8 protein-coding genes are annotated in these 14,515 nt (G+C 66.7%); 2 read left to right on the plus strand and 6 right to left on the minus strand.

Features of this window, described 5'->3' with window-relative positions; all coding sequences use genetic code 11:
- Window positions 1–15: 15 nt before the first annotated feature.
- The gene (eccA, locus tag ACGFNJ_RS14535) at window positions 16–1,770 is read right to left on the minus strand and encodes a type VII secretion AAA-ATPase EccA (RefSeq protein ID WP_393447292.1); all 1,755 of its coding nucleotides are present in this window, start codon (window positions 1,768–1,770) and stop codon (window positions 16–18) included.
- Between the two features lie 646 nt (window positions 1,771–2,416).
- Here eccA and ACGFNJ_RS14540 point away from each other — a divergent pair.
- Complete coding sequence (locus tag ACGFNJ_RS14540) at window positions 2,417–3,655, plus strand: hypothetical protein (RefSeq protein ID WP_393447294.1); 1,239 nt, start codon at window positions 2,417–2,419, stop codon at window positions 3,653–3,655.
- A 43-nt stretch (window positions 3,656–3,698) separates the two neighbouring features.
- Here ACGFNJ_RS14540 and ACGFNJ_RS14545 read toward each other — a convergent pair whose 3' ends face one another.
- Together ACGFNJ_RS14545 and ACGFNJ_RS14550 are read right to left on the minus strand one after the other, a co-directional pair.
- Window positions 3,699–5,621 carry a hypothetical protein gene (locus ACGFNJ_RS14545; RefSeq protein WP_393447296.1) on the minus strand — a complete coding sequence of 641 codons (1,923 nt, stop codon included), beginning with the start codon at window positions 5,619–5,621 and terminating at the stop codon, window positions 3,699–3,701.
- Window positions 5,622–5,627: 6 nt separating this feature from the next.
- Window positions 5,628–6,602, minus strand: coding sequence for a C40 family peptidase (locus ACGFNJ_RS14550; RefSeq protein ID WP_393447298.1), 975 nt, complete (start codon window positions 6,600–6,602; stop codon window positions 5,628–5,630).
- 216 nt (window positions 6,603–6,818) lie between these two features.
- Here ACGFNJ_RS14550 and ACGFNJ_RS14555 point away from each other — a divergent pair, with 216 nt between their 5' ends.
- Window positions 6,819–7,787 (plus strand): hypothetical protein, encoded by a 969-nt coding sequence (locus ACGFNJ_RS14555; protein WP_393447300.1) that lies wholly within the window; start codon window positions 6,819–6,821, stop codon window positions 7,785–7,787.
- Window positions 7,788–8,068: 281 nt separating this feature from the next.
- Here ACGFNJ_RS14555 and ACGFNJ_RS14560 read toward each other — a convergent pair whose 3' ends face one another.
- The 3 genes from ACGFNJ_RS14560 to ACGFNJ_RS14570 form a co-directional block, all read right to left on the minus strand.
- On the minus strand, window positions 8,069–9,943 hold the full coding sequence (locus ACGFNJ_RS14560) for a hypothetical protein (RefSeq protein WP_393447302.1): 1,875 nt from the start codon (window positions 9,941–9,943) through the stop codon (window positions 8,069–8,071).
- 233 nt (window positions 9,944–10,176) lie between these two features.
- On the minus strand, window positions 10,177–12,060 hold the full coding sequence (locus tag ACGFNJ_RS14565) for a type VII secretion target (RefSeq protein ID WP_393447304.1): 1,884 nt from the start codon (window positions 12,058–12,060) through the stop codon (window positions 10,177–10,179).
- A gap of 63 nt (window positions 12,061–12,123) precedes the next feature.
- Window positions 12,124–14,514, minus strand: coding sequence for a hypothetical protein (locus ACGFNJ_RS14570; RefSeq protein WP_393447306.1), 2,391 nt, complete (start codon window positions 14,512–14,514; stop codon window positions 12,124–12,126).
- Between the last annotated feature and the right edge of the window lies 1 nt (window position 14,515).

Genomic DNA, 14,515 nt, shown 5'->3' on the forward strand with positions numbered 1-14,515 from the left:
TTCCTTCCGCCAGACCTACGTGGTCCGCGCCAGCCCCTCTAGCGCGGTGGTGATGTCGAAGGCGTCGATGGTCATCAGCTCTTGATCCGACATCGACCCGATATCCAGGTTTTCCCTGGTGAAGCGATAGTCGCGCTCGGCCTCGGCCGCCTCGACGACGTTGCGCACGAAACGACCGTTGCCTGCGAGGTCGATCAGGCGCCGGCCGTTCTTGCGCCGCTCCGCCAAGTCGGCGCATCGGGTCCGCAGCACCTCGCGCGCATCCTCGGAGAGGATCGAATCCTTTTTCTGTGCAATGTGATCGGCGATCTGGACGAGCTCGTCGGGGTCGTAACTGGCGAACCGGATCCGTTTGGTGAACCGAGACGCGAGTCCCTCGTTGGAGCCGAGGAATCGATCGATCTCGTCGTCGTACCCGGCGATGACCACCACCAGTTTGTCGCGGTCGTTCTCCATCCGCGCCAGCAAGGTGTCGACCGCCTCCTTACCGAAGGCGTCACCGCCCGAAAGTCCCTCTTGGATCAGGGTGTAGGCCTCGTCGATGAACAGCACCCCGCCCAGCGCCGAATCGATCAGCGCGTTGGTTTTGGGCGCGGTATGGCCGAGATGGGTGCCGACCATGTCGTTGCGCGACACCTCGATCACGTCGGCATTGTCGACGACGCCGAGACCGGCGAAGATCTTGGCGATCACCCGCGCGATGGTGGTCTTACCGGTGCCGGGCGGGCCCGAGAAGATCAGGTGCTGCGACTTGGAATCCACGGCGAGTCCACGCTTGACCCGGACCTGATCCATCAGCACGCCGGACTTCAGCCGATCGACCTGCTCCTTGACCGAATCCATGCCGATCTGCGCGCGTAGCAGTTCGGACGCCTCGGCCAGCAGAGTTTCCCGCTCGGCGCGCGCGGCGGTGGCGGCCACCTCGGCCGGATCGTCGCCGGACTTGGGGTCCCACTTGTCGGTGCGCGAGGAGATGACCTCGGCCGGGGTGATCTCGAGCTGATAGGTCTTGTCCCGGACCGCGCGCTGCCATTGCGGGCGGTCCTGCCACAGTCCCGACCCTTGCAGGCCCTTGAGGACCTTCTCGGCAACCTCGTGATCCCCGTTCTGCCGCAGCAACATTCCCAGCAGGAAGTGCGCGTCCGCCCAGATGTAGGACAGGTTGCCCGACGAGGCCTCCTCCACGATCCGTTGCGCGCGCGGCAGCGCTTCGCCGGATCGACCGAGATGGGCCAGCGACTGGGCCGACATCAACTCTGCCGCGATATCGAGCAACCCGTCCTCGAGCACCGGTTTGGCGGTGCGCATGGCGAGCACTTCGGTCCACTGGCTGGTGCGGAAAAACAGTGACATGCGCACGAATTCGGCGACGTCGTCGCGCGGCACGTCCTCGATGATCGCGGCGGCCTCGCGCCACTCGCCCGCCGACGCGTAGGAGCAGGCCTGGGCGATGGCGATCTGATCGCGATCGGCCATCGCGGCGCGCAGGCCGTACATGCCGATCTCGACCTGGCACCACAATGCACGATCGACGAGTCCCGCGCGCTGCTGATCGCGGTACAGATTGTGCACCGATCGGTAGGCGCCGTAGATCACCTCGGCGGTGACTTCGCCGGACATCGCGCGCCCTAGCCAGGCATCGCACATGTCGGGATCAAGATTGGTGGCCGCCAGGAAGGCGGCTGCCGCGTGCTCGTCGTTGCGTACCCCACCGGCGACCAATCCCAGACTTTGCACACCCGTGTAGAACGCGTCCTCAGCCGCTGTCAACTCGGACTTCCCTTCAGACGATCTCGGGCTTGACCATAGCTGTCCGACGAGGGCGAACGGACCAGGCCATTCCCAGCAGAGGGAAGGATTGCGGAGCCGTTCACGAGGGCGAATCCGGTAGCTAATGTGACGTTATTTACCGGGCCGTTATTTATATTACCGCCAACTAGAGGTATAGTAGATCTCGTCGGCGGTTCCCTGAAGGCTCTGGCCGCCGACCTTCCCTAGTGCGGCGACTGACCACATGCCTCGGTCAGTCGCCGCACTTTCGTGGTTGGATCGACCCCGCCGAGCGACCCAAGTTCCCATTGTGCGACCGGGTTGCACGCAGCGTCCCCCCAGCAGTGGGGACACGGGGCCGACCATCGGCAGCCGAATTCCCGCACCGGCGCGACGATCTCACCCCTCGCTGGACGCGCGATCTATTTACCGTTATTTACCAGGACGCTATTGATCGTGCCGTTGTATATAGTTAAAGTTGACCTCGGGAAGGCGGTATCCTCATCCCCGCCCTCCCCTCTCAGTGACGACCAACCTGGAGCGGAGTGGTCGTCATGTGCCCGGGCAGAGGATCGTTGTCAACCCACCCCCTCGACGCGGTCCTCTGCCTGTGGCGATCGAACATCTTGTCGCGTTAGAGGAGCGTATGCCCGAGCCACGTGCTATCCGCCCGCTCACCTCCAGCGAACGGACGTTCGTCCGCCTCGGCACGGTGGTCGGCTACTCGGCGTTGGTACGCGGCGACCTAGATCCATGGCTGCTCGCTCAGGCATACGAGGTCCTCACCCGCAGCTACCCGGCGCTCACCGCCCGCCTGCAGTCGGTCGGTCACGACGTCGTGCTCGTCGAAACCCCGGGCCCGCACCACGGCGTCACGGTCCGCGCGGGCGACACCGACGACCCACTGGCCGGCGCCCGCATTGATCCGCAGTACGCGTTGTCCGGGTTGCACATTGTGAAGAACGCCGAACGCACCGCGGTGACGCTGCTCGTGCATCACGCCATTGCGGACGGCAGGCACGCACTGGCCATGGTGGCCGACTTCTGGTCCTGCTACACCGATCTCGTGGCAGGCAGCGCGGTCACCAACGGGCCGTATGCGTTTCCGACTTCGTTCGAGGCGCTCTCGGAAGCGCGCGGCATCGCACCGATGTCCGACGAATCACCGACCGCGACAAGGCTTGCCGTCGTGCGTCCGGCACCGACCGTGCCGAAACCGCCGACGGTGTGCTCGGCGCGGCTTCGACTCGACAGCGCGGACACCTCGGCACTGATCACGTTCGGCCATCGCCGCGGACTGACCGTCAACGCCATGCTGTCGGCCGCGATCCTGCGCACCGAGGCGGCGATCCAGCGCGTTCCGGTCACCACGCTGACCTATTTCTATCCCGTGGACATGCGCACCCGCATGCTGCCTACCGTCGAAAAGACCACGGCGACAAACGTGCTCGGCTACGCGATCTACGAGCCTGCGCGTGCCCGCCAGGCCCTGGTCGGCCTGGCGCGGGCGGTGCACCATCGATTGCGCGCCGGGCTGCTCGACGGCAGCGTGCACCGGGCAGGCCTGCGTTTTCCGGCCGCCCTCGAAGCCGGGATCGCCGGGACCGGACCGAGCCGGGTAGTTTCCTCGACCAACTGGGGCGTGCTGTCCGAGCCGCGCCACCCGTCGGGGCTCGAAATCGTGGACTTCCGTGGCATATTCGGGAAGGCGGCAGCGCAGCACGCACCGGTTGCCGCAGCCGAGCGTGAAGTCGCGAACTACGTCATCATCACCTTCCGCGGCCGATTGAGCATCGAGGTGACCGTGGTCGGGGCCGCCGACGACAAATCGGCGGCCCGGCGAGTGGCGACCATGGAGGACGAGCTCGCGTACCTGATCGGATAGTCGGCGGGCACGCGAGCCGCGGATCACCCGGGTTCGACGCCGATCATCGGCGCAGGCCCTCCGACACGGTCACCGCAGAACGGGCCAGAGCCGCAGCAGTCGATTCGTCTCCGCCGGTGCGGTTTTCGGGTCCTTCGGACTCAGCCGGTTCCCCCGACTCTTCGGGTCCCCTGGACTTCGCCGGCGCATCAGACCTTTCCGGCGCATCAGACTTTTCCGGCCCCTTGGACCGCGCCGACCTCTCAGACCCACCCGACTTCGCTGGTGCATCGGACTTTTCGGGCCCCTCAGACCGCGCCGGTCCATCAGAATGCTTCGGCACGTTGATCTTTGCCGACGCATCGGACTTCGGCGGTCCCTCAGACCTTGCCGGTGCGCTGACCTTTGCTGGTACATCGACGTTTTCGGGTGCGTCGCCCCCAGCGGTCTTACCGCCGCCTGGCGCAAACACCTTCGCCGCGTCGGGTTCGCGATCGGGCTTCGACCACGGGGTGCGGCCCGATCCGGCATCGGAGGGCGCGGTGACCGGTGGCGGGGTCGGCGTCTTCGCGGCCTTGCCCTTCGATGTCGGCCTGACCGCGCGGGCCCATGGCGTAGCAGGACCGGACGCACCACGACCGCCCGGCGATTGCGGTGCACCCTGTTGCGGCGAGCCCTGTTGTGATGCACCGTGTTGCGGCGCGGTGTGGGCTGTGCTGTCGACAGCGCCCGGCGTTCGACCACCTGCATCAACGGACTGAACGAATTGTCCACCAATGACATTCGGCGTGCCAGCGCCGACGGGGGTGGTGAGTGGTCCGATGGCGTGTTCACCCTGCGAAAGGGACCCGGAATGATCCGGCCTTGTCGAGCCTCCGGTCGGCGCATCCTCGCCAGACCCGAGACCGCGGCCGGTCGCCGACTCGTCAACCGCGCCGGACACCAACGGCTGACGATCGGACAGCCCCGGCCCGACTGGCGAACCACTGTGCGCCGCAGCAGATTCCATATTCGGTCCGAGCCCGGCGGGCGCTGCCGTGTGCGGGGAGCCCGCGGCGGATTCGGCGGGGCGTGCGTCGCTGCCCAGGTGTGTGAGATCAGGCGACCGTTCGCCGATCGGCGCCACGTCGGTGTCGATCGACGCCCGCGGCAGCTCGGGGCTGCTGTTCAGCAGTGCAGCCATATCGGGAACGTTGAGCAACGGCAGATCGAGCGGCAAGCGCAGCGGCGGGCCGGACACAGCGTCGGGCGAGACGACTGGGACGTCCGCACCGCTATACATCGAGAAGTCCAGGGTCGCCACCGAATCGGCGAAGGTGGCGGCATGCTGCAGGATGTCGTCGGCATGGGCGTCGAGGACGCCTGCGTAGCGAAGGACCTCATCGGGTTCGATGTACAAAGCCTGCTTGGACGAACTGTCCGGCACGTCCAAGATATCGCTGGCCGCGTTGTACGCCAGTCCCTTGATCATGTCGTCGATCGCCTTCTCGAACGGCTCGAGCGCCTTGGAGACGACCTCGGCCAGGACGTACGCCACCACGGACTGTTCCACCTGAGTAGTGATTTTGCGTGCCGCCATCGAGAGCAAGGGGGCCAGCGGGCCTCCGCCTGGAGTGACGAGCACCGCCAGATAAGTACCCGCCAGCGCGGCGATTTCGGCGATCGCCACCACTTTGATCAGACTGATGGCATTGGCCGCCATTTCCAATGCCCGCGCGACCATCCGGCACGCCTGATCGAGGTCGGCCATGTGGGTGCTGCTCATCCGGCCCCAACTGGACAGCAACGCCGAATACGAGTGTCCGGAATAGACGGAGCCCATGTCGGTGATGGTGCCGGTCGCTGCCTCGTGGGTGTTCGCGACATTCTGAGCGAAGGTGCGCACATGCTCCGCGAGCTTGAGTACGTCGTCCTCGTTCACGTCCGGCCACGGCACGCCCATCATGTTGAGGACGAACGCTACCTCTTGCGGAAGATCGATGGCCACCCCTGGCTACACCTGTCTTCCGTTGCCGGACCCCAACACTCGAACGACCACGGCATCGGCGGGCATCTGCGACCATTTGACCGGAACACCGAAAGTCGGCGCCTCGATGACCATGCCGCCGCCCGCGGCGAGCTGTACGTGCTCCGGCCCCTTCCTACTCCACGAGCTGGCCGGGAACACGAGATCACCGGGTTGCACATCCTGCGGATGCACCCGAACTCCGCTGTGTATCTGGTCGTAGGTGGTGCGCGGCAGGATCACCTCACCGTTCGTGGCCTGGGCGATCGCGTACCTGGTCAATCCGGAACAATCGAAACCGTCGCCGGTAGGACCGTTCAAATTTCCGCCGCCCCAGACGTATTTCGTGCCGAGATAGGCCTCGGCGGCGCTGACGGCCGCTCCCCCCACGGTGCCGTCGGAGGGGATCGGAGGGCGGCGACGAGGCCGCTGCGGTGAACCGAGCCGCGGCCGGTTGCGGCTGCGTGCTCTGCTAGTGCTTACGGCCCGGCGCGGCGCGGGTATCACTGCTTTCGGCACGGCAGGCGGCATGATCCGCGCCGCCTGCCGCTGTGCCGCGGCCACATCGGCATTCACCTGTTTGGTGGCGTTACCGATGGTGCTCTGCGCGGCGGCGAGCAGTGCGGGCCCGGTGAAACGGGAATCACCGATCGAAGCGATGGCCTGGACCCTGGAGTCGAAATCGGCGATGTGATGGGCCAGTTTGCCGCGGCCGGTGGCGGTGCCGTCGCCGGTCGAACCGACCGCAGTGTGGACGACACCGTCCCGGTCCGCTTGCGACGCGGCGACGGCGGCCTGCATGTCCAGCCGACCGGCATAGTTATTGACGTTGACACCTGTCATCGACGCCAGGTCGGCGGTGCGGGACTCGGACTGGGTTGCCGACACGTCGGCAAGGGCTGGTTGCCCGGACCCGTAGAGCCCGAGCATCGTTCGCAGCAGAGCCTGCAGGTCGCCAGTCACGTCCGGCGACATTCGGCCGTCTCGCTCGTGCGCATCACGAAAGCCTCCAGATTCCGGTCTACATATTGTGCGGCCAGTGAAAAGTCACCGCTTCCCAATTCTGGGGACCAAACAAGAAACCGGACGGCATCCATGCATTGAACGCCGGATTCTGCTTCCCATTATCGGGAAGCAACGACAATCGAATGAGGAAATTCCGGGAGGTGGATATCGGCAATGGTGACTAATCCGACCACCGCTGCCGATCCTGCTGGTGCGCAGACGCTGTTCAGCGGAAACAGCGCGTCGAGCGCCTGCACGGTGTACACACCGAAAGGTGCATCGCCAAGGCTGGTGCAGTTCACCGAAAGTTGTTCAGCCGCCATTCAACGTGCGGTCGCACTGTGGGGCCGCGCACAACCGAGCCCACCGCCACGCGCCGCGCAACTGCTTCCGGCGACGGCTTACCAGAACCCCGGGGACGGCGAGTCGACCATCGAATATCTCGACGCACTCGCGAATGCGGGCGCCCGCCGCACCGCGCTGCTCGGCATGGACCAGCAGGTCGCGACCACCTCGGTCGTCGTCGCCGGTGGCGGGGACCAGGCACTACGCGACATTCAGAAATACGTCGCCGACCTCAACGCCGCACTCCTGGCCGCCGAGCCCGGGCTGGTTGCCGCGGGCACCGCTCAGGCCCGTGCCGCGCTCGAGGCGCCGCTCATGACGCAGATCGCCGCCACGGTGCAGAAGGTGTTCCAACGGGTTTCGTCGACCTACCGAATGAACACCCAGATCGCGGGGGACTCGAATACGAAGGACAGCAGGCCGGGCCTGCTCGGCGACATGTCGGGGGCAGGCGGTGCTTCGGGGGCAGGCGGTGCCGGCGGCGGTCCCGACATCCTGTCGTCGCTGCTTCCGCTGCTCGCGATGATCCCGATGGCCGCGACTCCGTTGCTGTCGATGGTGCCTGAATTGCTGAAGCAACACGAGAACGCACAAGCCGAGGCCGACAAGAAGGGTGCGCAATACAAACCCGGAGATCCGGCCGCCCCGAATGCTCCGAAGTCGGCTGATCCTGCTGCGCCGCATACGGATTCCGCACCATCGCCCGCACCGGGCACCGACAAGACGGGCGCTCCGCCAATACCGGGCGATCAACCACGCCGCGCGAATCAACCCGCCCAACCTGACGTGCGTGCCTGAAGTATCCGGTGCCGCAACCCTGCGAGCAGGCTCGATCGGTCACCCGATACCACATGCGCGATTTCGCCGCCGGACCGCGCACCGATCCGTAATCGGTGTGCCGATCCGCGAAATCCGCCCTACGGGTGCAGGATTCGCACGCAATGTGTGAGATCGAACCTGCCGATCCGGATTCGTACCCCGAGACGTGAGATCGAATCTGCCGATGTGGGGTTCGCGTACCGAATGCGTGGATCGAGTCTGCCAATGCGCGGAAGCTGTTGCGCTCCTGCGCGATTCGGTCACTTACGCGGCGGCGGGGTCGGTGCGGCAGGCGCCGACGGCGGGGCAGGCGTAGGCGGTGCGACGGCGTTGATGTTCGGCGGAGCGGTCGGCTTCTTCGCCGGTTCCTCGTCGCCGTCGACACCCGCCGGGTGGAAGAATCCGGCGAATTCATACGGCCCACCACCTGCGGCGGGCGGATTCTGCAAGTCCAGCGGTATCAGTTTGCCGTGCGTGACCAATTGGATGGTATCGCCGTTCACCACCACGATGCCCGAAAGCTTTTCTCCGGTAGTTGCATTCGTCCATTGCACAACATCGCCGGTCGCGGGAGTCCCGTCGACCTTCGTCCACGGCTTGTCCGCGGTCTCCTGCCCCGAGGTGTTCGAGTAGGCGTCGCGCGCGTCAATTCCGTTCGGGTCGTTGAATTCTTTGTTCACCGCGAGTGCCACCGCTTCGGGAACATTCTGTTTCACGTTCTCCACCTTCATCTCCACCATGGGCTTCCGTCCCGCGGGCGGTGGTGGCGGTGGGGTGGCAGGCGCAGTAGTGACCGGCCCCTGGGGAGCGGTGTCGCTCACGGGCGCGCCGGGCGGCGCCTCGCCCGGATTTCCGGGATTCGGTTGGTTCGGATCGTTCGGGTTGGGTTTGCGCTGTTGCTCGGGATTCTGCGGGCGCAAATTGCTCATCAACTGCTGCAACATGATCGGCAGCATCGGAAGCATACCCATCAACGCCTGGAGCGGATTCGCCCCTTGGCCACCGGGAGGCACGCCACCGTTCCCGTTCGGCGAAGGGGCCGAGGATGCTCCGCTGAGCTCTTTGAGCAACGCATCGAGGCCCGCCGTCGGCTTCTTCGTCGGGTCCGCACCGGGGGCCAGGTCCTGGAACAGGGGCTTCATGTCCTGAAGTGGCGCAGTGGAACTGAGGAAATCAGTCACGGAGGGCAAGGGCGCGTTTCCGGTCCCCGGGTCGCTGCCGGTGCTGCCGGGAGGCACGTTCTTGTTCACCTCCCGCTGCTTCTCGGCGATGAAAGCGTTGGCGGCGTCCAGTTCCTTCTTGGCATTACCGACCGCCTGATAGAGCAGGTCGACCGCCGCGGACGCCGCGGCGGGCTTCATCTCCTTGCCGGTGATCACCGCCTCGGGGTCGAGGTGACTCAGCTTGTCGTTCAGCTCGTCGATGATCCCGTCGAGCTTGCCCCGAGTCTCACCGATCTTCTGCGGTATCTGGTCCAAGGAAAGCACCTGAATCTGCGCATTACCCTGTTGCAGCTGATTCTTCACACCGACGATGTAATCGCCCTTCTTCGAATACTGTTCGACCAGTTTCCCGGTATTTTTCTCCTTGCGTGGATCAAGCAAGCCTTGGCCGGTCATCATCTTGAACAGCTCATCGGTGTCGCCCTGCTTGAGTGCGCCGATTGTGTCGTAGCTCTTCCGGAAGAAGGCAGTGACCGCCTCGCATAACGACCTCAACCATGGCGGCGAGCCAGTCGGGACGTGGACAGTGGGGGCACCGTAGTGCTTCTTGCCATCCGCCGCCGCGATGACGTGAATCTCTTTGCCCGCTTTGTCGAGAATGACAAGCTTGCCTTTGTCGGTCAGCTGCAGGCTGCCGACGTTCTCGAGTTTCAGACCGTTCTGCCAGATCGAGTAGCCACCGTACGGACCGCTGACACTGATATCGAGGGCCCCGTCCGACCGGAAGAACAGCGAGCCGCCCTTGCCGTTGGTGGCCGTATCCCAGATGCGGCCATCGGGACCTGACAGCACCAGGTTCCCGTCCACCATCTTCAGGCTGTAGTCGCCATTCTTCAGCCCGTCGGCAGGCAGGGCATTGCCCGCAGTCAGTTTTGTCGGGTCGCTCGGAGCTAGCGCAACCGCCGCCGCCACCCCCGCCGTCGCCGGGGGCGGCGGCGGTTGCGGTGCCTGTCCCGTCTGCGTCGTAGGCGTCTGCGTCGTTGTCGTCGCAGGTGGGGGTGGTGGCGGTGCTGTCCCGGTCGTCGTCACGGACGGCGGTGCCGAGGTAGTCGTCGCAGGTGGCGGCGGTGCCGAAGTGGTCGTCGCAGGTGGCGGCGGTGCCGAAGTGGTCGTCGCCAGTGGCGGATTGGTGGTTCCCGTCTCCGTCATTCAGCTCGGCTTCCGTTCGGCGGAGTCACCACGGGCGCGCTGATCACTCCCGCTGGCGGCCCCGCGGTGACGCCGGGCGCGGTGACCGCGCCTACGTCGACCGCAACGCGGGTGTCCCGCGCGGTCTCGGCCGCGGCCACTGCCACGGGCAGCTCGACGAACTTCGTGTGCCCGACGATCTGTTCGTGCGCGTACACGGCATCACGCAGGGTTTGCCGGGTCGGCTCGGCGGCGAGCATGAGCACCAGCTCATTGCATCGACGCTCGAATACCAAGGCGCGCAATGCCGAAGCCTCGTCGTCGATCCGCAACGCGCCGACGTCGACTCGGCCGACATCCACCCGCAGCGACAGCATCGAGGCCATCAACAAACCGTCCGCGTCGCGCAGGTCCTCCCACAACTGGTGTGGCACCGGCTGTTCGGCTTGCGCCAACCCCAGGATCTGCTCGCGCAGCCGCCGCGCCTCGAGCGCCTCCACGGCGGGCGCACCGGCACGTCCCACCCTGGCGTGCGCGTCGTAGGCGAGTTCGGTGCGCCGCGCCCTCAGCGCCGAATCTGAGATAGACGCAGCGAGTTTCAGTGAATCGACGGTTCCAGCAATGCCGAGCCGGTCGGACATGTCCACGGCCGGTTGGCGCAGATCCGCGATGTCGGCGGGGCCGACCATGCCCTCGACGGCGACCTCGGGCAGCTGAGCACGCAAGCCCGGATCGATGGGGCCCGACGAGGCCAGCGCCGACAGGGCGGCATTGGCCTTCGGTCCCCACACCACGCCGAACTCCACCAATACTCGCGCCGGATCGGCAATGCCTTCCCACGGCGATCCGCTTGTCTCGCCGAGCATCTCGTCCCACAACCACGGAGTGGACACCTCGCGGGGCAGGTACAAGCCCGCGGGCAGCCACCCTCGGCCCTCGTTCGAGGTGATGAAGACGCCGACGCCCTCCGGCCCGCGCATCACCGAGACCGCGAACGCCATGCCGACCTCGGCATCCACCGCGGCCAGCACACTCTGCAGCAGTGTTCGGGCAACGATCAGATCGTCGTTTGTCCCGTTGCCGAGCACGTAGTCCGGCTCGGCAGCCTTGTCCCTTGCCTGCGCCACCGCGGCGGCGAACGGTGTCGGCACCGGCATCGGTGGAACCATCGGAGGCTGCCCATTTGCCGTTGCGGCCGTTGACGATCGGTCGTCCCCGAAGAAGCCACCGACACCGCCGACGCCACCGGGCGCGGAGGTGACCGGAGGGGGCAGCACCGTGCTCGACGCCGCACTGCCCGGCACTGCGGGTGCGGTGGAGGACAAGGGTGCCGAGGTTCCGTTGGCCGAGGTTCCGTTGGCCGAACTCGCGGCGACGTGGGAATCCGGTGTTCCGGAATCCGGCAGCCCACTCGGCCGGCCATTCGCCGGTCCCGCTCCCGTCGGTGCACCGTTCGAGCTGCCAGGTGCACCCGTTGCCGCCGGTGCGTCGCCCGGTCGGCCACCGGGGGCAGGCGCTGTGTTCGGCGGTACGGGCCCGCCGCCGTTGAGCGGAAGTGGGCCGAGATGCGGCGCCCCATTGCTGTCAGGCCCGTCGAGCGAGCGTTTGACATTCGCGCCGGCATCTTGGTCGGTACGCTCGAAAGTGTCGGCGGAGTGGCGCAAATTCTCCGCGATACGTGTGTGCTCCGCCGCGAGCTGCAGACCGGCGCGCTCGCGTGCTTCGTAGTAGTTGAGCAGTGCCTTGTGTACCGGATCGGCGATCGTGCCGTAGTTTTGCGGAAAGGCCTTGAGCCACTCCTCGGGTTGTTTCGCCCATTCTTTGGTGTCGGCCGCGACCCGGTCGTGCTGGCTAGCCAGCTGACGCAGGACCGCAGGGTCGATGTCGATGTTTTCCGGCATGTCCCATCAGATCCTTTCCCACCGCCGACGCACTCATTGTCTGCCCTTCCCACTGGTGGGCGGTCAGCGTTCCCGCCGGGTGCTGATCACCCGGCGTGGCCGTCGGCGATTCGCCTCGGCCGATTCCGCAGTGTCGACAAACAATGGGTGCCCGAGAATTTGGGCGTGCGCGTATACGGCGTCACGCATGTGCTGCAGATTCGACGCATTCGCCGAAAGCAGCACCAGTTCGTTGCAGCGCCGTTCGAATACCAGGTCGCGCACGACCGATGTCCCTGATTCGGAAAGACCGGCTCGCTCGGACCGCAACTCCCCCAACAACACACCGGTCACATCGACGTGGCCCGCGAGCGCGGACGCGGCGAGCAAATCGTCGGTATCGCGGAGCTCGGCCCACCATTCTTCCGGTACCGGAGCAGCTTTCTGGATGGTGCGCAGAATGCGCGCACGCAGTGCCGGGGCCCCCAGCGCTGCCGCCTGATCGGCCGCGGCCCTGCCCACCCGGATGTGCGCGTCCTTGGCCAGGGTGAACACGCGCGCGCCGATCAGCTCCTGCGGTACCGCGGCGGCGCGATCCTGCAGCTGCCGCGAGCCGACCACGCCGAGCCGGTCGCGCAGTTCCGGTCCAGGCTCGGCCAGTGTGCTCACGGTCGCCGCACGCACCGGACTCACCACGGAAACACCGGGCAACTGTTCGAGCAGGCGCCCATCGACCGGCGCGGAGGATGCCAATGCCGTGAGCCGACCGCCGAACTTGCGGCCCCAGGCAAGGCCGAACTCGGCCAGTATCCGTGCGGGATCCGCCACCGCCTCCCAGGGGGCATCGTCGGTCAGTGCCCACACCCATGGCGTCGAGACTGCCTTCGGCAGGAAGATGCCCGCCGGGATCCAGCCTCGGCCCTCGTTCGATGTCGCGCAGGCGCTGACGCCGCCGGAGTGCCGCAGCACCGCCACCGCCCAGCGCAGCCACGGCGCGATGGGCTCGCTGACCGCGAGCACGTCCGCGAGCAATGTCCGGGCCAACTGCAGATCCCCGTCGACGCGCTCGCCGACCATGAATGTGGGAGCCGCCGCGGCGGCCATCGCGGCCGCTACCGCACCGCGCATCGTATCGGCGCCATCGGTTGTCCCTGGCAGCAGTGGATCCCGGTGTGCCGGTGGGACTTTGGACTGCCCGCGGGCGCCTGAACCGGGGGTGCTCGCGTCCGCCGTCACGTTCGCGCCTAGTGCCCTCGGATCCACCGAGGGTGCTCGCTGGTCGGCGAGCGGGGCGGACAGGCGACCGGGTCGGTCGGCTGAACCGACAGACACCGGTGCCGCGGTAGCACTTCCAGGGGAAGCGGGCGAACCTGCCTGCGGCAGGAACGGGAGGGCCGCCGCGATCGGGACCGCACCAGCGGCGGTTCCCACCGCTGGAGTCGCACCAACGGTGGGCTGTACCGACGCGCTGTCGTCCTGATCACCCGGTACCGGCGTGTCCGTATTGCGCTCGGTAGCACGGGATTCCAGAACGCCGCCGGGCGAGCGCGACGTGGCTGACGCTTCGCTGTCGCCTGCGGCAGGGTGATGGACCGGCGCGGCGCCGCTGTCGGCGCTCGCTTCGGCCCGATGCGCACCGACTTCCGGTGCGCCGCCCGCGCCTGCGGGTCCGGTCGAATGCACCGGTACTGCGTGGGGCGTGCCGACCGGCGTGCTCTCGGACGGATGGCCGTCGACCATCCATGGCCCGAACACCGCGGGCGCGGTAATCCGATCGCGCGCTTCGCCGTTCGGCGACGCGAGCGAGGGTGGCCCAGACTCGATCAACCCCAGCGGGTCACTCTGTTGCGACACTTCATCATTCGGGCCACCTGCTTTGGGCGGCCGGTCGACGGCATGAGTCTGCGGACCGGGCAACGGCTTTCGATTGTCCCACGGGCCCGGCTGCCCCAGCGTGTCCGAGACGACGTCGAGGGTGGGCAGCCCCACCGGACCGATCGCGCTCAGCGCACCGCGCACCACATCGCGAACCTCGGCACGTGCGGCGGCCACGATGCCCGCGATCGCCGCGGCAGGATCGGCTGTGTCGCCTGATCCGCGCTCGTCGTCGGCAGCCGCACTCACCTCGGCGATCCGGCCGGTGGCCGCGGCGACGATGTCGAGGATCCGATTGCGAGTTCGCGCAACGAGATCCGCGAACTCCTCGAAGGCGACCGCGGTCGCGACCAGCGCCTCGGCGAAGGACTGCGGATCGGGCTGCAGCAACCGCATCTGATCCTTGACCGACTGGAGCCCCGCACTCGCACGGACGTGCTGATCGAAGGCATTCCTGGCTTGTTCGGCGGCGCCGACATCCAGCGTGGCGGCAGCCGACCGCGCGGCAGCGGCCATGCCGCGCCATTCGGCGGGAGCGATCATCGGCCAGTTGTCACCCACGATCTCGGTCCAGTAGGGACTCTGGCGCTCGGGTTCCATA

Origin of the sequence: Nocardia sp. NPDC049149 (genome assembly GCF_043197455.1) — a bacterium.
Classification (GTDB): Bacteria; Actinomycetota; Actinomycetes; order Mycobacteriales; family Mycobacteriaceae; genus Nocardia.

Bases quoted from the DNA above. Each gene is read 5' to 3' on its own strand.
- ACGFNJ_RS14540 (WP_393447294.1), top strand. From the start codon at position 2,417: ATGCCCGAGCCACGTGCTATCCGCCCGCTCACCTCCAGCGAACGGACG.
- ACGFNJ_RS14555 (WP_393447300.1), top strand. From the start codon at position 6,819: ATGGTGACTAATCCGACCACCGCTGCCGATCCTGCTGGTGCGCAGACG.
- ACGFNJ_RS14565 (WP_393447304.1), bottom strand. From the start codon at position 12,060: ATGCCGGAAAACATCGACATCGACCCTGCGGTCCTGCGTCAGCTGGCT.
- ACGFNJ_RS14570 (WP_393447306.1), bottom strand. From the start codon at position 14,514: ATGGAACCCGAGCGCCAGAGTCCCTACTGGACCGAGATCGTGGGTGAC.